Below are 18,217 nucleotides of genomic sequence, written 5' to 3'. Positions count from 1 at the left end.
ACACAGCATGGCAAGCACCAACGACCTCAAGAACGGCATGGTCCTCAAGATCGAGGGCCAGCTCTGGGCCGTCGTCGAGTTCCAGCACGTGAAGCCCGGCAAGGGCCCGGCCTTCGTGCGCACCAAGCTCCGCAACGTGGAGTCGGGCAAGAACGTCGACAAGACCTTCAACGCCGGCACCAAGGTCGAGACGGCCAACGTCGACAAGCGGACCATGCAGTACCTCTACAACGACGGCTCGTCCTACGTCTTCATGGACACCAGCACCTACGAGCAGCTCGAGGTCGCGCCCGAGATCGTGGGCGACGCCAAGAACTTCATGCTGGAGAACCAGGAGGCGATCGTCGCCACCAACGAGGGCCGCGTGCTCTTCATCGAGCTGCCGGCCTCGGTCGAGCTGCTCATCGCCGAGACCGAGCCGGGCCTGCAGGGCGACCGCTCCACCGGCGGCACCAAGCCCGCCACGCTCGAGACCGGCCACCAGATCGCCGTGCCGCTCTTCATCACCTCCGGCGAGAAGGTCAAGGTCGACACCCGCGACTCGTCCTACCTCGGCCGCGTCAAGGGCTGAGCGCACCACGTGGCTGCCCGTTCGAAGGCGCGCAAGCGCGCGCTGGACATCCTGTTCGCCTCCGAGCTCCGCTCCGAGGACCCCGTCGTCGCGCTCGAGCGCGCCATCGAGGCCGGTGAGGGCCCGACCAACGCCTACACCGGCACGCTGGTGCGTGGCGTGGTCGAGCACCTCGAGCGCATCGACGAGGTGCTGAGCACCTACAGCAAGGGCTGGACCCTCGCGCGGATGCCCGCGGTCGACCGCAACGTGCTGCGCATCGGCGTCTACGAGCTGCTGTGGGGCGACGCCGACGTCCCCGACACCGTCGCGGTGAGCGAGGCGCTGCACCTCGTGCAGGACCTCTCCACCGACGACTCGCCGGCCTTCGTCAACGGCCTGCTCGGCTCGATCCAGCGCGACCGCTCCACCCTGGTCTGACCCACCCCACCCCCACGGGCGACACCGCTCGCGGTCCCGTCCCCGGCGGGTCTAGGTTGGCGTCATGAACGCCGCCGCAGACACCGCCGACTCCGTGCACCGCAGCGGCTGGCTCGACCACGCGATCCGCGCCGGCCTCGTGGCGTACGGCGTCGTCCACCTGCTGGTCGCCCTCCTCGCCGTGCAGCTCGCCTTCGGCGGGAAGCAGGAGGACGCGTCCAACAGCGGCGCCCTGCACTACCTCGCCGAGCAGCCGTTCGGCGAGGTGCTGGTGTGGGGGGTCGCGGTCGGGATGCTCCTCCTGGTCGTCTGGCGGCTCCTGGAGTTCGCCTTCGGCTACCCGGAGGAGTCCGACGACACGAAGCGCTGGCGCAAGCGGGCGACGTCGCTCGGCAAGGCGGTCATCTACGGCGCGCTGGGCTGGAGCGCGGTCAAGGTGGCCATCGGCGACGGGTCCAAGGGTGGCACCGACGGCACGACGGCCAAGATCATGCAGCTGCCCGGCGGTCAGCTGATCGTCGGCGCGATCGGCCTGGCGATCATCGGCTACGGCATCTCGCTCATCGTCCGCGGCTGGACCGAGAAGTTCCGCGAGCACCTCGACGCACAGGGGCAGTCCGGCCAGGACGGCTCGGCCTACGTCACGCTCGGCAAGGTCGGCTACATCGCCAAGGGCGTGGCTCTCGGCGTCATCGGCGGCCTCTTCGGATACGCCGCGATCACCCATCGCGCCAAGGAGTCCGGCGGTCTCGACCAGGCGCTGCAGACCGTGCTCGAGCAGCCCTTCGGTCCGGTCATGCTGACGGCCATCGGCCTCGGCATCGGGGCGTACGGCCTGTTCTGCTTCGCGCGCGCCAGGCACCTCTCGCGCTGAGGTCGTCCGCTCTCAGCGGGGCGGGGCCGACGCGACCGCGAGTGCGGTGGTGACCATGTGGTCGCGGACCTGCTGGGCGGTGACCCGGCTGATGCGGGGTACGCCGGGCGCGTCCTCGGACACGAGCATGGCCACGCGGCCGAGCTGGAGGGTCCCGAGGCCGCTGGCGTAGAGCATGTTGGCCAGCAGCCGCGGGTCGTCGACGCGGAAGTCGCCGCTGGCGGCCCCGGCCTCGATGGTGCGGGTCAGCACCGACAGGCAGCCGTTGATCGCCTGGCCGAGGCGGAACATCGCGCTCTCGCTGACCTCCTCGAGGAGGTCGCCGCCGGGGCGCCGCATGATCGCCTGCGCGCAGTCGACGAAGGCGGGGTGGGCCAGGCCGTAGTCGACGAATGCCTCCACCAGCGCCTCGAGCTGGGCGCGGGGCTCGTCCGTCGAGGCGGCGCCCTGCTCGAGCGCGACGCGCAGCTCGTCGAGGTACTCCACCAGCGTGAGGCTGAAGAGCTCCTCCTTGCCGGTGAAGTGGCGGTAGATGATGGCCCGGTTGATGCCGACGGCCTTGGCGATGTCCTCGATCTGGGCGTCGCGGACGCCTCGCTCGTCGAAGAGACCGCGGGTCGCGGAGATGATCTCGGCCTCGCGCACCCGGCGCCGCGCCGCAGCGGTGCCGCTGCGTCCGGTGGTCGGCGGGGCGGACGGCTCGGAGGTCATGGGGGTCAGTCTAGGGAGCGGGGTGACTGCGCCCTCCCGGGCACGCGTCAGGTGGCGATGTGGGCGCGGACCTGCTCGATCGTGTCCGCCTCGGTCGCTGCCTTGTCGTCGCGGTAGCGGATCACCCGTGCGAAGCGGAGCGCGACGCCACCGGGGTAACGGGTGGAGCGCTGGAGGCCGTCGAAGGCGATCTCGACGACCTGCTCGGGCCGGACGTGGACGACGTAGGAGCTGCGGTCGACCGGTGAGGTGGCCAGCTCGGTGAAGCGCTCGGTCTGCCAGGCGAGCATCTCGTCGGTCATGCCCTTGAAGGTCTTGCCCAGCATCACGAACCCGGACGGCGTGGAGTCGTCGCGGGCACCCAGGTGGATGTTGGAGAGCCAGCCCTCGCGCCGCCCCGACCCCCACTCGACCGCCAGCACGACGAGGTCGAGGGTGTGGACCGGCTTGACCTTCACCCAGGCCGAGCCGCGACGCCCGGCGGCGTACGGCGCCGACAGGTCCTTGAGCACGACGCCCTCGTGGCCCGCGGCGACGGTCTCCGTGGCGAAGGCGTCGGCCTCGCCGGGGTCGGAGGTGACGAGGCGGCGCACGCGGTGCTGCTCGGGCACCAGCGCGTCGAGGGCGGCGAGGCGCTCGTGCCCGGGGGAGTCGAGCAGGTCGCGGCCGTCGACGTGGAGCAGGTCGAAGAAGTGCGGGGTGACGGCGACGCCGGTGTCCTGGGCGGTGCGGCTCGCGGTGTCCTGGAAGGCCATCGGCCGCCCGTCGTCGGTCAGCGCGAGCGCCTCGCCGTCGAGGACGAAGCGCTCGGCGGGCAGCGACCGGGCGACCTCGACGACCTCGGGCAGCCGTCCCGTTATGTCGTCGAGGCTGCGGGTCACCACGACCACGTCGTCGCCGTCGCGGTGCACCTGGATGCGGATGCCGTCGAGCTTGGCGTCGATCGCGACCTCGGTGGTGCCGTCGGGGGAGAGGCCGGCCATCGCCGCGGCGACGTCGGGGGCGCTGGAGGCGAGCATCGGCATGATCGGTCGCCCCACCTCCAGGCCGATCTCGGCCAGGGCCTCCTCGCCCGCGAACGCCGCCCCGGCCGCTGCGACCGTGCTGCCGGCGAGCATCGCGGCGCGGCGTACGGCTGTGAGCGGGACGCCGGCGACCTGCGCGACCGCCTCCTGGGTGACGGCGTCGAGTGCGCCCTGACGGACGTTGCCGGTGACGACGGCGCGCAGCCATGCCTGCTCCGGCGCGGTGGCGCGCCCGAAGAGCGCGGTGACCGCGTCGCGTCTGGCCTGCTGGGAGCCCGGCCCGGCGAGGGTCGACATCGCCTCGAAGGCCTCGTGCACCTCGAGCACGGACAGCGACGGCTCGTCGGCCGGCGTCGGGAGGTCGGTGAGGCCCCGGTGTCCCAGACCCGTACGCCGCTGGCGCAGCGCACCGCCGAGGTAGGACACGACCACCTCGAGCTCGGCAGGCTCCACGCGGGCGAGCGTCTCGGCGAGGGCAGCGACCTTGGCCTTGCGGGAACGGGTGGCAGCCACCGACGTGGACGTGGCGACGAGCTCGGCGAGCAGCATGGACCCATCCTGCCGCCCGGCACCGACAGTCCGGTGCCTCCCAACGGGCAGGATGGGGGCGTGACCGACCCTGAGCTCTACGTCCCGCGCTTCAACGTGATGGACCCCGACGACGTACGCCCCTTCGTCTCGGCGGTCGCGACTGCGCAGCTTGTCACCGTCGGCGCCGACGGCCTGCCCGATGCGACTTTCCTCCCGGTGCTGTGGGAGGGCGACCGGCTCGTCGGCCACCTGGCCCGCGCGAACGCCCACTGGCGGCGCATCGTGGACGGCTCGCCGGCGCTGGCGATCGTGACGGGGCCGGACACCTACGTCTCGCCGAGCTGGTATGCCACGAAGGCCGAGCACGGCAAGGTCGTCCCGACGTGGAACTACTCCGTGGTCCACCTGCGCGGCAGCGTCGTCGTGCACGACGACCCCGCGTGGGTGCGCGACCTGGTGACCCGGTTGACCGACCACCACGAGCAGCCGCGCGTCGAGCCGTGGGCGGTCAGCGACGCCCCGGACGACTACGTCACGAAGAACCTGCGTCCAATCGTCGGCGTCGAGCTCGTCGTCTCATCGGTCGAGGCGAAGGCGAAGCTCAGCCAGAACCGCTCCGACGAGGACCGCGCCGGCGTCGCCCGCGGACTGGCTGCGGACGGGCGGGACCCGTCGGGACTGGTCGAGCAGTGAAGCCGGGCCGCGTCCGCGAACGCTTCACCGGCCGGATCGCCGGGGTGGGCAGCACCAGCGGTGTCTGCGTCGTCGTCGGTCGTTGGGACGACTCGCCCTGGGGCGCCTTCGCCGACGTGATGGTCGAGGACGCCTCCGGGCATCGGGTGCTCCTGGCTCCGGACGAGCGGGTGCGCGACTTCGTGACCGCGACCTACTCCTTCGACGAGCACGTCATCGAGCCGGTTTCTGTGGAGGACACCGCCGACGGCTGGCAGGTGTCGACCCCGTCGCTCTCGCTGCGCCTGGAGGTCGGAGGCCGTACGCCGCTGGGCGCGGCGCTCGGCCTCGTGCCTGCACGTGTCGCGACGGCGCCCGCGTGGTGCACGGTGATCGATCCTGTCGCGCGCGTGGTGATGCGTGGGGTGCGGACGCGGGGGACGGCCGGCAACAACCGGAGGGAGTGGTACGGCGCGACTTCGGTGCGGGCCGTCGTTGGAATTGCGGGGGAGTGGCGTGGCGCTGGTCTCGGGTCGCTTGCACCCGTGGACCCGCCGTGCCGGTTCGGGTTCTCGTCGACGCCTGCCCGGCCGTCGGTGACCTCTGTGGTGACGACGGTCGAGCGGTAGGGCAGTTCGCCGCCTGCCGGCGCGCCCTGAAACGGCCCCAACTGACAAGTTGTACGGCGGCATGTGTCGTGTGGGCGGATGGCGTGAGCCCACAGCCGCCGACGCAAATCCATGATTCGGCACAGGCGGATCGCAACGCTCGAGACTGAACTTCTAAACCTCGATGGCCAGCAGGTCTGAGAGCGCGGCGTCCACCTCGGCGGTGTAGGAGGGCTCGAAGCCGAACAGCCCGAAGTGACCGGCGATGCTGTGCAGCATTCTGAGTTCGGCGCCCGGGATCATCTCCTGCTCGGGGATGCAGTCGCGGGGTGGGAAGAACATGTCCTGCTCGATCGGCATCACGAACGTCTTGGCGGTGATGCTGCCGAGCGCAGCTGCGAGGTCCCCGTTGGTGTTGCGCGCCACGTCCCCGCGTTGCCACTTCCAGCCCATCGACAGCAGCGCGTTGGGGTCCATCATGCCGAAGATGAGCGCGGTGAAGTTCTGCTGGAACTCCTCGAACGTCTCCCACCCGACGCCTTCCACCAAGGGAGTGATGTCCCTCCAGAACTCCGTCTTCCAGAAGTCCGTGGTCAGTCCCATGACCGCCCAGATGTCGGCATGGCGCCGCAACCCAGCAGCCACGTCGGTATTCGCGGCGTACTCCCCACCGTTCCAGGCAGGATCTGACGTGATCGCGTCCATCAAGGTCTGGGTGTAGAGGAAGTCGTGCGGCAGGTTCTGGGCCGTACCTGCGATGGGAGCTGCACGCAGCACCTTGTCGGGGAACCGAACCGCCCACTCGTAGGTCTGCTGAGCGCCCATGGAACCGCCCACTACAAGCGCAAGTCGTTCGATGCCGAAGTGTTCGCGCAGCAGTTGCTCCTGTGCGCGGACGTCGTCGCCGATGCGCACATGAGGGAACTTCGACATCGCGATCGATGGGTCCTCGGTGTTGTGCGGTGAAGTCGAAAGGCCATTGCCGATCTGATTGATGACCGCGATGAAGTACTTGTCGGGGTCCAGGGCCCGCCCCGAACCGATGTAGACCTGCTCCCAGGTGGCATGGGTCCCTGAGAACCACGTCGGAATGCAGATTGCGTTGGACTTGTCCTCGTTGAGGGTGCCGTACGTCGCCACAGCCAACCGAAGATCCTCGATCACCCCACCCTCTTCCAACTCGAAGCGGCCGATCGAGATCAGCTCGTAGGCTCCCTGGCCCTCGGGTGTGTAGAAGTCGTTCTGCAGCGGCATGAGATTCTCCTTGTAGTCAGGTGCCAAGCCGACGGGCCGGTCGCGTCCAAGATCGCGGTGATGAAGGGGCCGCCGCGTGACCCAATTGCACTGTAGGCAGTGCGCGCGCCAGGTGCTAGGCCCTCCTCCTCGGTGTGGGGTCGGTGATGCCCGGCGGCCGCGAGGCGATACCTATTGAGGGGCCATGGGCGCCAAGAGCTCTCGCGGGTTGGTGAGTGGGGTCTCGTCACATGGTGCGTCAAACCGCCGCTTGTCGGGGACAACCGGATCTGGTACCCCTCTGTGTCAAGGAGCGGCTGGAGTGAGGGTCTTCCGACCGGCTGGTCGTCGGCGTAGCGTCGGCTGCGCGGGTCCGGGAAGTGGCTGATCCGAAGTGTCGATGAGCGGGTGCGAGTCGGCCGCGCTGGATTGAAGAGTCGCCCCGCAGTGCCCTCCCGGACCCGCTCCATCCCGCAGCTGGGCGTCCGCGACGAGCTGGCGGTAGACGACGTCGGACAGACGTCGCTTGAGGCACCGCAGTGCTTCCATCGGGGTCTTGCCCGCGGCGAGCTTGCGCCGGTAGTAGGCGCGGCCCTCGGTGTCGTGGCGGATCTGCACGACCGCGGCGACGTGAAGGACGTGGTTCATCCGCCGGTTCCCAGCCCGCGACAAGCGGTGGCGGGTCTGCTCCCCCGAGGAGGCGTCCAGGGGTGCGGTCCCGGTCCAGGACGCAAACCGGTTGCGGTCGGCGAACCGGGCCACGTCACCGACGTCGGCCAGGACCCGCGCAGCGCCGGCTGGTCCGACGCCGTAGAGGTCCATCAACGTTGAACCGCGTTCGACGACTGCTGCCTTCAGTTCGGCCTTGATCTTCTTCAGCTTCGCGTCGACCGCGACCAGGTCGGTGATCTCCTCGGCTGCCATCCGACGGCGGGTCTTGCCGGCGATGTCTCGGGGCCGCACTGTTGCGAGCATGGTCTTGGCCTGGGTGGCTGACAGGTCGCGTTTGCGCTGGCCAGGCAGCAGTTCGCTCAGTAGACGTTGCAGCCGGTTGACGGTCTGGACCCGTTGGTGGGCGAGCTCGTCGCGGCGGTCGGTGAGCATCCGCAGCGCTTCGAGCTCACCGTCATCGGCCACCACCCGCAACCCTTCGGTGCGCACGGCGACAGCCGCGATGGAGTGGGCGTCCAGCGCGTCGGTCTTACGGTTGTGGCCGGTGTCGAAGAGCCGCACCCGCGCCGCGAGCTTCGCTGGGACGTCGACCACGTGTTCGCCGGCGGCGACCAGACGTTGGGCCAGCGGCCGGCCGACGCCGTTGGCTCCCTCGACAGCCCAGAGGCGCTCAGGCCACTGCTTCACATACCGGCGCATTTCGGCGTAACCGGTGTTGGTGGTGTCGAACCGACCTGTGCCGAGCAGCTGCTCGTGGGTGTCGACGACCTCGTTCGTCACCGACATCTTGTGGGGATCGACCCCGATGATCACGCCCTTCTTCGTGTTGCTCATCTGCTCACCTCGTCTTGTGGCTGGTGCCAATGGACGACGAGGTGGGCATTGCTACTACGAGCTGGGCAAACCCCTCTGGAGCCACTCCTCGTCACGGTGGTCGGCAGGTCGCAGTCCAGATGAGAGCCACACCGCAGATGGTGGGCAGCCGATAAGAGAGCGTCCCGCCGATCACCTAGATCGAAGTCTGGCCAGACCCCGATCCTGCGGGAAGTCTCTTAGTAGCCGAGATGCGGATGGTCCTCAGCCCAGTTGCCTCGTAGTCGGCTACTTCGTAACACCCCGCGTCATGTGGCGGATCGCTTTAACGTCCCGACGCTCCAGCACGACCGAAGCCCGCGTGTCGGTAGCGCTGAAGGCTTCATCGGACTGCAACGATCCCGGTGCGGCGAAACTCGTGGCACCAACCGACGGTTAGTCCACTAAAGCCGCAGACCATCTGAACTTCGGCAAAGAAGGACCACTACGCATGGGTTGGCTCAGATCTGCATTCGCGACGCTCGTAGCCGTCTTCGCTGCGGTCACCGGAACCGTCGTAACACCCTCGAACTCCTGTGATGCGCCATCGGCACGTTGCGGGCACTCACGAGGAGCAACCGTGCTCATGGACACGCGGACCGGTGAGGTCCTGAGTCGGTACTTGACTGGAACGAGCAAAGCCGTCTACATCCGCATGGACACGAGGACGGGCGAGGTTCTGCGGTAGGTAGGTCACGAGTAACGCGTCACCCGCCACACCGCGAACATCAGGCTTCCGGCGAAGACTCGGCGCACTGGGCGATCGGTGGGCCAACTTCGGATGCGTGTCCTGACTTGCCGCGTTGAGGGCGGCTACGCTCGCCCGGATCGGCCGCGATGTGGCAGGCCGTGGGTGCCTGGGCATAGCGCTGTCTACTCGTTGACCGTGGACGGACCAGCGGTCGCGGACTCGGTCGCGGCCGGGGCCTGCGGCCAGTAACTAGGCACGGTGATGGTGTCGAAGATGTCCGCAGCGTCGGACCGCCAGCGCACTTCGGTGGCGAGGACGTACAGGGTGCGGTTGTCGTAGGACCAGGCCGTCATGACGGGGCTACTGGCTGTGCATCGACCCGAATACGTGCTGGTGCCCGGCGTGTCGTGCGTAACCTCGACGAACTGCGGGTCGTCGGCTTGGCAGGTACTCATCAGGTCGGCTACGACGTCCAGTCCGTTCTCCAGCGCCGTCTGCGGGTCATTCGCGACGGCCATGAGGACGGGGCAACTGGTGCCGGGTTCGGTGGCATCGCCGACGCATACCTGGCTCACAGATGGCCGGTTGAGAACCGCCCAGCCGGGCGGAAGGTCGAACTCTGCTCCGTTGAGGTTCTCCGCGTTGAACGGGACGTCGGTGGCTACCTGATCGGGATTGCGATTGTTTATGGGTCCAACCACGGCATAGACGATGGCGATGGACACCAAGGCGGCGGCAGCGCCTGAGGCACGGCGGACCCGTGTGCGCCGGTTGCCACGTGCGCGGACCTCGTGCGGAGTGAGCAGGTCGTGCTCCCAGCGCGTGTCGCGGGCACTCTCTAGCAGGTCAAGATCGTTCATGTGGTTGCCCCTCCTAGAGCAAACGCTTCACGCAGCGCATCGCGGCCCCGAGAGAGGTGGGACTTGACCGTCCCTTCGGGCATACCAAGGAGCGCCGAGACATCCCGCACAGGCATGTCCTCGAAGTAGTGCAGGACCAGGACATCGCGTTGCGCTGGGGTCAACTTGGCCAACGCTTGGTGCAGGTGCAGTAACTCATCCGGCGGGCGGATGTGCTCGCGTGACCTCGCCTCCAGGCCCAGCCGCGCTGCGGCTTCTCGCAGGGTGCGCCGCCAATCCCGAATGGCTAGCCTCCACGCCACCGTGGTCACCCACCCCACCGGATCGTCATTCTCCAACCGATCCCACCTGCGCCAGGCCCGCACGAATGCTTCCTGCACGGAGTCCTCCGCACGTGTGGCGTCGCCTGTGCGCAGGTAGATGTTGCGCACCAGTCTCGGGGCCCGCGCGGCGTAGAAGGCATCGAAACTCTCTGAGTTGCTCATATCCCTCCTGCCGTTGGTAGACCCTCTGCCCACTTATAGCCCCACGGGGGCCGCCCAGGTTGCAATCAGCATCAACAATGAAGCCAGCATCACCGCCGGTTCCGTGTGGCGCGAGACGTCCGGATCTGCCGCGACGAGTGCGTCTTATCGCTGCTGAAGGGCTGCGATCGCACGTCACCTCGCGGTGAGGGCTCGCACCGACGCACCCGCTCAGCACGGCGGAGGTCCGTGGAGTCATGCCCGCCGTCCGCACGCTCCCGGGACGGTCGCTGGCGCGTGAGGTGTAGCCCACATCTCGTCCCGACATGCGCGTAGCGCCAAGGGGTACGGGGGAGCAGCACTCAGGCTCGAGACAACGGGCCGGCACGTTCGAGAACCACCGGAGACACGCATGTCGACCATCCCCACGCCCCCGCTCCACCCGACCGACTGCTCTGGCACGGTGGACCGGTGACCCCGGTGTACGTCCGCTCGATCGGACACCTGATGGGCATGGTCAGCGCGGCGGTGCTCCACGCGGCGACGTCGGTGCTCCCGGCAGGCCGCCGGAGTCTCTGATGTTCCTCTTCTTCAGCAACCGCCTCGGCTGTGCCGGCTCGCTGCTCGTCTCGCTGGCCATCACCGCGCTCGTGCTGCTGATCTTCTTCGTCCTTTGACGGCTGGGCGGCCTCAGTCGTCAAGGCCCCGCATCGTCTCCACGAGCGCGTCGCGGGCGAGCAGGTGCGGGGGAGGAGGCAGCTCCTCGAGTCCGAACCACTTCATGCCGTCGTGCTCCTCCGGAGCGACGTTCGCCGGCGTCCCGTGCCAGTCGCGCACCAGCCAGGCGCTCAGGACGGCGGGCTCGCCTGCGGAGCCCACGCTCAGGCGGCACAGGTGGGACGCAGACGACGTGTCGACCCGGACACCCAGCTCCTCGTGCAGCTCGCGGGCGAGCGCCTCGAGCTCTGACTCGCCGGCCTCGACGAGGCCCCCGGGCAGGTCCCACACGTCGGGATTGGCATGCTTGTCCGGCCGACGGTGGACGAGCAGGACCTGGCCCTTCCGGACCAGCGCTCCCACGACGACTTCAGGCACCGGACCACCCAAGCACAGACAGCCCGCGAACGAATTACACGATTGATCTTCACTCATCGGCGTGGCGGCCTTGACTTCTGGCCCATACGATCACTCAGTGCAACAACTGCCTCACGAGTCACAGCCGTCACAGAGCGCCCCCGCAGGACGGGCCGCGCTCGCCTCCGTCGTACGCCGTGCCAGCCGCACTGCCGGCCTGCTCACGGCGCTGGTGGCGCTCCTCGTGGTGGCCCTCCCGACGACCACCGCGAAGATCAACCTGGTCACGTCGACGTACCTCTGCTCCGGCTACGCCGGGTGCCAGGACGCCGGCTACGGGCACGCGGGCTACCGCCAGGCGTCGTCGACGATGTTCTGGCGGATGTACGCCGGGCACAACTGCACCAACTACGTCGCCTACCGGCTGATCCAGTCCGGCATGCCCGACGTCCGCCCCTGGTCGGGCAGCGGCAACGCCTCGAACTGGGGCGTGGCGATGGCTCCCATCACCGACCAGACCCCGACCGTCGGGTCCGTCGCCTGGTACAAGCCGAACGTGACTCCGGCTGGCGGGAGCGGGCACGTCGCCTACGTCGAGCAGGTCATCTCCGACACCGAGATCATCGTCTCGGAGGACTACTGGGGCGGCGACTTCTACTGGCGCCGCATCACCAAGACCGGCGGCGGCTGGCCCTCGGGCTTCATCCACTTCAACGACCGCGTGGTCGCACCGACCACGGCTCCTGCCATCGTCGGGTCCCCGGCGGTCGGCGCACCGCTCGAGGTCGCGACCGGCGCGTGGACGCCCACGCCCAGCAGCGTCGCCATCCGGTGGCTCGCCGACGGTGCGGCCATCCCCGGCGCCACCACCCCGTCCTACGTGCCCACGCCCGACGTGAAGGGCAAGACCCTCACTGCCGAGGTGACCGCCGAGCTGAGCGGCTACACCGCCGGCCGGGCGAGCCTCGCGACCGCTCCCGTCGCACCGGGCGTCTTCCAGCCCACGGCGCAGCCGACGATCCAGGGTGTGCCGGAGGTCGGCCAGACGCTGAGCCTGACGCCCCCGTCGTGGGCGCCGCAGCCCAAGAAGGTCGCGACGCAGTGGTACGCCAACGGTGCACCCCTCGACGGCGCCACTGGGGCCTCGCTCGTCCTCACCCGTGACCACATCGACAAGCGCATCAGCGCGCGCACCATCGCCAGCGCGAGCGGCTACAAAAAGTCGCGGGCCACCGCGGTCGAGACCGGTCCGGTCCTCGCCAAGCCGGTGCAGATCACCAGCCCGTCCCGCGTGAAGGGGACGGCGACCGTCGGCAGCAAGCTCACCGTCCGTGCCGGGAGCGTCAAGCCCACCGACGCGACGGCCACCTACAGATGGCTCCGGGACGGCGTGCGCATCGCGAAGACGACGAGGCCGACCTACACGGTCCGCAAGGCCGACGTCGGTCGCAACCTGTCGGTCGAGATCACCCTGTCGCGACGCAACTTCCGCAGCACCACCGAGACCGTCGCCGTGCCGATGGTCACGACGACCCCCACCCTCAAGGTGCGCGCCGACGCCTCGCGCAAGCGTGTCGCCGTGGACGTCCGCGTGCGCGCCGTGGGTGCGCCCCGCCTCGACGGCACGATGACCGTCAGCGTGGGCAAGCGCACCGTGGAGGTCCAGGTCGTCGCAGGCAAGGCACGCGCCGTGCTGCGCGGGCTCCGTCCCGGCACGAAGCCGGTGGTCGTGCGCTACGCCGGGACCGAGGTCGTACGAGCAGCCGTCGACCGCTCCACCGTCACGGTGCCGAAGCGTCGCTGACCTCGCTGGACCCGGGCCCCGCCAGGTCCGTGTCTAGGCTGGATCCATGCGATACCGACTGCTGGGCAAGAGTGGCTGTGCTGTCTCCGAGCTGTGCCTCGGCACGATGACGTTCGGCGCCGAGACCGACGAGGCGGGCTCCCACGAGCAGCTCGACCTGTTCGTCGAGGCCGGCGGCACGCTCGTCGACACGGCTGATGTCTACTCCGCCGGGGTGTCGGAGGAGATCATCGGTCGCTGGCTCGCCGACCGCCCCGCCGACGTCACCGAGTCCGTCGTGCTCGCCACGAAGGGCAGGTTCGCCACCGACTCCCGCCCCAACGGCAACGGGCTGTCCGCGCGGCACCTCACCCGCGCGCTCGACGCGTCGCTCGGCCGCCTCGGGGTGGACACGGTCGACCTCTACCAGGTCCATGCCTTCGACCCGCACACGCCGATGGAGGAGACACTCCGCACGCTCGACGGGTTCGTCCGGGCCGGCAAGATCCGCTACTACGGCCTGTCCAACTTCACCGGCTGGCAGCTCACCAAGGCGGTGCTGACCGCCCGCGCCCTCGGCCTGCGCGAGCCGGTGACGCTCCAGCCGCAGTACAGCCTGATCGTCCGCGAGATCGAGTGGGAGGTCGTGCCGGCCGCTCTCGACGCCGGGATGGGCCTGCTGCCCTGGAGCCCGCTGGGCGGCGGCTGGCTGTCGGGGAAGTACACCCGCGACCAGCGCCCCACCGGCGAGACCCGGCTGGGGGAGGACCCGGGCCGCGGGATGGAGGCGTACGACCGTCGCGGCAGCGACCGCACCTGGCGGATCATCGACGCCGTCGAGCGTGTCTCCACCGATCGTGGCATCTCGATGGCCGAGGTCGCGCTCGCGTGGGTCAACAACCGCCCGGCCGTGGTGTCCACGATCCTCGGCGCGCGCACGACCGAGCAGCTCGCCGCCAACCTGAAGGCCGCTGACCTGGAGCTCACGGTTGAGGAGCAGGCGAGCCTCGACGAGGCCAGCGACCTCGCCGCGACCGACTACCCCTACGGCGAGCTCGGCATCGAGCAGCGCAGCCGCGAGCTCGCCGGCGGCTGATCCGCCCATTCCCGATCGCGACGGTGTGACTCCTCACCCCGTCGGGCCCTTGTGATGCCCGAGCACGACCGTACGTTCGGACAGGGGAGCACGCCCGTCCCCGCCCCGTTCGAGAGGAGTCACCATGAGCGACTACCAGGTCGTCAACCCGTCCACCGGTGAGGTCGAGAAGGAGTTCCCCACCGCCACCGACGCCGAGGTGCAGGACGCGCTCGCGCGCAGCCACGCGGCGTACGGCGAGTGGCGCACCACCACCCTGGACGAGCGCGCGACGATCCTGCGCAAGGTCGCCGACCTCTACGACGAGCGCGCCGACGAGCTCGCGGCGATCATCGCCCGCGAGATGGGCAAGCCGCTCCGCGAGGGCAAGGGCGAGCTCAAGCTCGTCTCCTCGATCTTCCGCTACTACGCCGACCAAGGCGCCGCGCTGCTGGCCGACACCCCGCTGGACCCCGCCATGGGCGGCAACGCGGTCGTGCGCAAGGAAGCGATCGGCCCGCTGCTCGGGATCATGCCGTGGAACTTCCCCTACTACCAGGTGGCCCGCTTCGCCGCGCCCAACCTGATGGTCGGCAACACCATCCTGCTCAAGCACGCGCCCCAGTGCCCCGAGTCGGCGCTCGCGATCGTGCAGGTCTTCGCCGACGCCGGACTGCCGGCCGACGCCTACATCAACCTCTTCGCCACCAACGACCAGTCGGCCGACATGATCGCCGACCCGCGCGTGGTGGGCGTCTCGGTCACCGGCTCCGAGCGGGCCGGCTCCGCCGTCGCCGAGGTCGCCGGTCGCCACCTCAAGAAGGTCGTCCTCGAGCTCGGCGGCTCCGACCCCTTCATCCTGCTCGACGCCGACGACCTCGGCGCCGCGGTGAAGTCCGCCGTCCGCGGCCGGATGGGCAACGCCGGCCAGGCGTGCAACGGCGCCAAGCGGATGATCGTCGTGGACGGGCTGTACGACGACTTCGTCGAGCAGTTCACCGCCGCGATGTCCGGTCTGAAGCCCGGCGACCCCTTCGACACCACCACCGGATTTGGTCCGCTGTCGTCGGAGCAGGCCGCGTCGAACCTGCTCGAGCAGGTCGAGGACGCCGTCTCGAAGGGCGCGACGCTCCGCACCGGCGGCAAGCGCCTCGACCGTCCGGGCGCCTTCGTCGAGGCCACCGTGCTCACCGACGTCACCCCCGAGATGCGCGCCTACAGCGAGGAGCTCTTCGGTCCCGCGGCCGTCGTCTACCGAGTCAAGGACGCTGCCGAGGCCGTCGCGCTGGCCAACGACTCGTCCTTCGGGCTGGGCGGGGTGGTCTGGAGCTCCGACACCGAGCAGGCGCAGCAGGTCGCCGACCAGCTCGACACCGGCATGGTGTGGATCAACAGCGCCCAGGGCTCGGCCGCCGACCTCCCGTTCGGCGGCACGAAGCGCTCCGGCGTCGGTCGTGAGCTCGGCCCCTACGGCATCGACGAGTTCGTCAACAAGAAGCTGATCTACACACCCGCTCGCTGAGCACGGGTTGACCGGGGTCGCGCTGCGTGAGGTCACTCACACGGCGCGACCCCGGCAGCCGTGGACGGGCAAGGTCGATTCGACACTCGCGCGCGCACCGTGTTCTGGTGGAGCCACCGCAGCCGCCCCCTCGACGACGAGGCGCCTCCCTTCGCGAGGCGAGCGCTGGCCGTGGTCCCGGCGCCCGAGACGGCGCCGTGTCCGAGCGCCCCGGAGGCGTACCCCCGATCATGTGAGGTCCGAAGCACGTGCGTGCCACCACCACACCTGCCCTGTTCGCCCGCTCCCGCGGCGTCGCCGCCACCATCGCCGCGTCCGCGCTCGCGCTGACCCTCGTCCCCGGCAGCGCGTCCGCCGCCTCGAGTGCTGAGCCGGTCGACGTACGCCTCAAGGTCGCCGACGCGGCCCCCGTCGAGGTCGCCTTCACGCCCCGGGCGTGGCCCGGCGAGCTCCTCGAGGCCTACGGCGTCCCCGCCGACGGCAACGACCTGGTCGACGTCGTGCGCGACGGCCGCGAGGTCTCGGGCAAGCGCAAGCGCCTGCGCCAGGGTGACGTCGTACGCGTCACCGACGTGGTCAAGGAGCGCAAGACCAAGCGCACCAAGGTCCGTCGCGGCACCGTCGAGGTCTTCACCACGAAGCTGAAGCCCGGCGTCCGCAAGGTCGTGCGCGAGGGCCGTCCCGGTGTCCGCAAGGTCGTCGCGATGAAGACGCTGCACAACGGCGAGCCGGTGAAGTACCGCGTGGTGAAGAAGAAGATGCTCCGCGACCCGCGTCCGCGCCGCGTCCTCGTCGGGCGCAAGGCGTACGCCGTCGCCGGCGCCGACGGCCTCAACTGGGGCGCGCTGGCCAACTGCGAGTCGGGTGGCAACCCGCGTGCGGTGAACCCGGCCGGCTACTACGGGCTCTACCAGTTCGACCTCGGCACGTGGCGCAGCGTGGGCGGCTCCGGCCTCCCGACCGCCGCGTCGGCCGGCGAGCAGACCTTCCGCGCGAAGCTGCTCTACAAGCAGCGCGGCCGCTCGCCGTGGCCCACCTGCGGTCGGCTCCTCTGACCCGGACCGATCACTCGGCGCCGGGGAATCCCTGCTGGCGCCACGCCTCGTAGGTCACCACGGCTGCGGAGTTCGACAGGTTGAGTGACCTGCGGCCCGCCAGCATCGGGATCCGGAGCCGATCGGTGACCCGGGGGTGCGCCAGCACCTCGTCCGGGAGTCCGGTCGGCTCCGGCCCGAAGAGCAGCACGTCGCCGGGCTCGAAGGCCACGTCGGTGTGCCAGCGCGTCGCGTGCGCGGTGAACGCGAAGACCCGCGAGCCCGCCAGCGCCTCGCTCGCGAGCGCCGTGTCGAGGTCGGGATGGACCACCACCGACGCGAGGTCGTGGTAGTCCAGCCCGGCGCGCCTGAGCTGCGGCTCGGACAGGTCGAAGCCCAGCGGCTCGACCAGGTGCAGGGTCGCTCCGGTCCCGGCCACCATGCGGATCGCGTTGCCCGTGTTGGGCGGGATCCGGGGCTCGAGGAACATCACGTGGAACACGGCGTCAACCTAGCCGCCGACCCGGTGGCCGGGCGGCCGGGGGAGTGGTCCACACTTGTCACCTGTGGGCTCGCAAGGGCCGGTCCTGCGGACGTGGTGTAGTTGCAGCACGGCTCCCTTCCAGGGAGATGGTCGAGGTTCAAATCCTCGCGTCCGCTCCACTTCTTCCTCCTCAGCAGGCCGCGCCTAGGCTCGGGGCATGACTGAGCAGACGATGGCGGGCCGTACGGTCCTGGTGACCGGGGCGAGCGACGGGATCGGCGCCGAGGCGGCACGCGTGCTGGCGGCGCGGGGCGCGACGGTGCACGTCACCGGCCGCTCCCTCGACAAGCTGCGGCCGGTCGCGCAGGCCGTCGGCACCGAGCCCCTGATCGCCGACTTCTCCCGCCTCGACGACGTACGCCGCTTGGCCGAGCAGGTCACCGAGCGCGTCGGCACGCTGGACGTGCTGATGAACAACGCCGGCGGCACCTTCTCCCCGTCGCGCCTGACCGCGGACGGCCACGAGCCGAACTTCCAGGTCAACCACCTCGCGCCCTTCCTGCTCACCAACCTCCTCCACCCGAAGCTCGCCGCCGCAGGTGGCTCTCTCGTGGTGAACACCTCCAGCATCGCCAACCTGCTGGGCAAGGTCGTGCTCGACGACCTCGACTACGAGCACCGCAAGGCGCGCGAGTTCCCGGCCTACGGCACCGGCAAGCTGATGAACATCGTCTTCACCCGTGGTGCGTCGGCCCGCTGGTCCGGCGACGGCATCGTCTCGGTCGCCGTCCACCCCGGGCCGGTGGGGAGCTCCTTCGGTCGCGACTCGCGGGTCGTCGGGCTGCTCTACCGCACGCCGCTGAAGCGCTTCGCCACGATCAGCGTCCCCGAGGGTGCGGCGCCGCTGGTCGCGCTCGCCGAGCGCGGGGCCGACCGGGACCTCGACGGCCGCTACTTCAGCCGCTTCACCCCCGACGGTCGGGAGAACAAGCAGGCGAGCGACCGCGCGATCATCGACGGGCTGTGGGAGCGGTCCGCCGCACTCGCCGGGCTCGGCTGAG

The 18,217-nt window shown here is 69.8% G+C and carries 18 protein-coding genes and 1 tRNA gene; 11 read left to right on the top strand and 8 right to left on the bottom strand.

From position 1 onward, the window contains the following. The first annotated feature begins 7 nt into the window (after nt 1–7). The 3 genes from efp to IRX98_RS13510 all read left to right on the top strand — a co-directional run bounded on the left by efp (nt 8) and on the right by IRX98_RS13510 (nt 1,865). Complete coding sequence (efp, locus tag IRX98_RS13520) at nt 8–571, top strand: elongation factor P (RefSeq protein WP_207081710.1); 564 nt, start codon at nt 8–10, stop codon at nt 569–571. 9 nt (nt 572–580) lie between these two features. After that, on the top strand, nt 581–991 hold the full coding sequence (nusB, locus tag IRX98_RS13515; protein ID WP_224277560.1) for a transcription antitermination factor NusB: 411 nt from the start codon (nt 581–583) through the stop codon (nt 989–991). Between the two features lie 64 nt (nt 992–1,055). Continuing rightward, nucleotides 1,056–1,865 carry a DUF1206 domain-containing protein gene (locus tag IRX98_RS13510; RefSeq protein ID WP_224277557.1) on the top strand — a complete coding sequence of 270 codons (810 nt, stop codon included), beginning with the start codon at nt 1,056–1,058 and terminating at the stop codon, nt 1,863–1,865. Nucleotides 1,866–1,877: 12 nt separating this feature from the next. On the opposite strand, the gene IRX98_RS13505 is transcribed toward IRX98_RS13510, so the two are convergent. Together IRX98_RS13505 and IRX98_RS13500 are read right to left on the bottom strand one after the other, a co-directional pair. Then, entirely contained in the window at nt 1,878–2,576 is a 699-nt protein-coding gene (locus IRX98_RS13505) for a TetR/AcrR family transcriptional regulator (RefSeq protein WP_207081707.1), read from the bottom strand. Between the two features lie 47 nt (nt 2,577–2,623). Then, nucleotides 2,624–4,150 (bottom strand): ATP-dependent DNA ligase, encoded by a 1,527-nt coding sequence (locus IRX98_RS13500; protein ID WP_224277555.1) that lies wholly within the window; start codon nt 4,148–4,150, stop codon nt 2,624–2,626. Between the two features lie 60 nt (nt 4,151–4,210). Here IRX98_RS13500 and IRX98_RS13495 point away from each other — a divergent pair, with 60 nt between their 5' ends. Further along, nucleotides 4,211–4,825 (top strand): FMN-binding negative transcriptional regulator, encoded by a 615-nt coding sequence (locus IRX98_RS13495; protein ID WP_224277552.1) that lies wholly within the window; start codon nt 4,211–4,213, stop codon nt 4,823–4,825. Further along, the gene (locus tag IRX98_RS13490) at nt 4,822–5,433 is read left to right on the top strand and encodes a hypothetical protein (protein WP_224277550.1); all 612 of its coding nucleotides are present in this window, start codon (nt 4,822–4,824) and stop codon (nt 5,431–5,433) included. The genes IRX98_RS13495 and IRX98_RS13490 overlap by 4 nt, the downstream gene beginning before the upstream one ends. Before the next feature lie 153 nt (nt 5,434–5,586). On the opposite strand, the gene IRX98_RS13485 is transcribed toward IRX98_RS13490, so the two are convergent. The 5 genes from IRX98_RS13485 to IRX98_RS13465 all read right to left on the bottom strand — a co-directional run bounded on the left by IRX98_RS13485 (nt 5,587) and on the right by IRX98_RS13465 (nt 11,279). Further along, complete coding sequence (locus IRX98_RS13485) at nt 5,587–6,666, bottom strand: alpha/beta fold hydrolase (protein ID WP_224277549.1); 1,080 nt, start codon at nt 6,664–6,666, stop codon at nt 5,587–5,589. Nucleotides 6,667–6,951: 285 nt separating this feature from the next. Next, nucleotides 6,952–8,151, bottom strand: a complete 1,200-nt coding sequence (locus IRX98_RS13480; protein WP_224277546.1) for an IS110 family RNA-guided transposase — start codon at nt 8,149–8,151, stop codon at nt 6,952–6,954. Nucleotides 8,152–9,042: 891 nt separating this feature from the next. Continuing rightward, complete coding sequence (locus IRX98_RS13475) at nt 9,043–9,720, bottom strand: hypothetical protein (protein WP_224277543.1); 678 nt, start codon at nt 9,718–9,720, stop codon at nt 9,043–9,045. Then, nucleotides 9,717–10,205: a SigE family RNA polymerase sigma factor gene (locus tag IRX98_RS13470; RefSeq protein ID WP_224277541.1), complete on the bottom strand. Its 489-nt coding sequence runs from the start codon at nt 10,203–10,205 to the stop codon at nt 9,717–9,719. Before IRX98_RS13470 ends, IRX98_RS13475 begins: the two co-directional genes overlap by 4 nt. A 669-nt stretch (nt 10,206–10,874) precedes the next feature. Then, nucleotides 10,875–11,279, bottom strand: coding sequence for an NUDIX domain-containing protein (locus tag IRX98_RS13465; RefSeq protein WP_224277539.1), 405 nt, complete (start codon nt 11,277–11,279; stop codon nt 10,875–10,877). A 97-nt stretch (nt 11,280–11,376) separates the two neighbouring features. Here IRX98_RS13465 and IRX98_RS13460 point away from each other — a divergent pair, with 97 nt between their 5' ends. From IRX98_RS13460 to IRX98_RS13445, 4 genes are all read left to right on the top strand, one after another. After that, entirely contained in the window at nt 11,377–13,062 is a 1,686-nt protein-coding gene (locus IRX98_RS13460) for a CHAP domain-containing protein (RefSeq protein WP_224277537.1), read from the top strand. Between the two features lie 46 nt (nt 13,063–13,108). Next, nucleotides 13,109–14,137 carry an aldo/keto reductase gene (locus tag IRX98_RS13455; RefSeq protein WP_224277534.1) on the top strand — a complete coding sequence of 343 codons (1,029 nt, stop codon included), beginning with the start codon at nt 13,109–13,111 and terminating at the stop codon, nt 14,135–14,137. Nucleotides 14,138–14,261: 124 nt separating this feature from the next. Further along, nucleotides 14,262–15,638 carry an NAD-dependent succinate-semialdehyde dehydrogenase gene (locus IRX98_RS13450; protein ID WP_224277527.1) on the top strand — a complete coding sequence of 459 codons (1,377 nt, stop codon included), beginning with the start codon at nt 14,262–14,264 and terminating at the stop codon, nt 15,636–15,638. A 248-nt stretch (nt 15,639–15,886) separates the two neighbouring features. Next, nucleotides 15,887–16,693, top strand: coding sequence for a resuscitation-promoting factor (locus IRX98_RS13445; RefSeq protein ID WP_224277525.1), 807 nt, complete (start codon nt 15,887–15,889; stop codon nt 16,691–16,693). Between the two features lie 10 nt (nt 16,694–16,703). On the opposite strand, the gene IRX98_RS13440 is transcribed toward IRX98_RS13445, so the two are convergent. Next, nucleotides 16,704–17,174 carry a tRNA (cytidine(34)-2'-O)-methyltransferase gene (locus tag IRX98_RS13440; protein WP_224277522.1) on the bottom strand — a complete coding sequence of 157 codons (471 nt, stop codon included), beginning with the start codon at nt 17,172–17,174 and terminating at the stop codon, nt 16,704–16,706. A gap of 87 nt (nt 17,175–17,261) precedes the next feature. On the opposite strand from IRX98_RS13440, the gene IRX98_RS13435 reads away from it, so the two are divergent. Both IRX98_RS13435 and IRX98_RS13430 read left to right on the top strand, forming a co-directional pair. Then, a tRNA-Gly gene (locus IRX98_RS13435) sits at nt 17,262–17,335 on the top strand. Nucleotides 17,336–17,373: 38 nt separating this feature from the next. Further along, entirely contained in the window at nt 17,374–18,216 is an 843-nt protein-coding gene (locus IRX98_RS13430; RefSeq protein ID WP_224277520.1) for an SDR family NAD(P)-dependent oxidoreductase, read from the top strand. Nucleotide 18,217: the final 1 nt, after the last annotated feature.

It is taken from the genome of Nocardioides lacusdianchii (assembly GCF_020102855.1).
GTDB classification, from domain to species: domain Bacteria; phylum Actinomycetota; class Actinomycetes; order Propionibacteriales; family Nocardioidaceae; genus Nocardioides; species Nocardioides lacusdianchii.
Note: the sequence above shows the minus strand (reverse complement) of the source record. Positions and strands in the feature narration are given on the sequence as shown.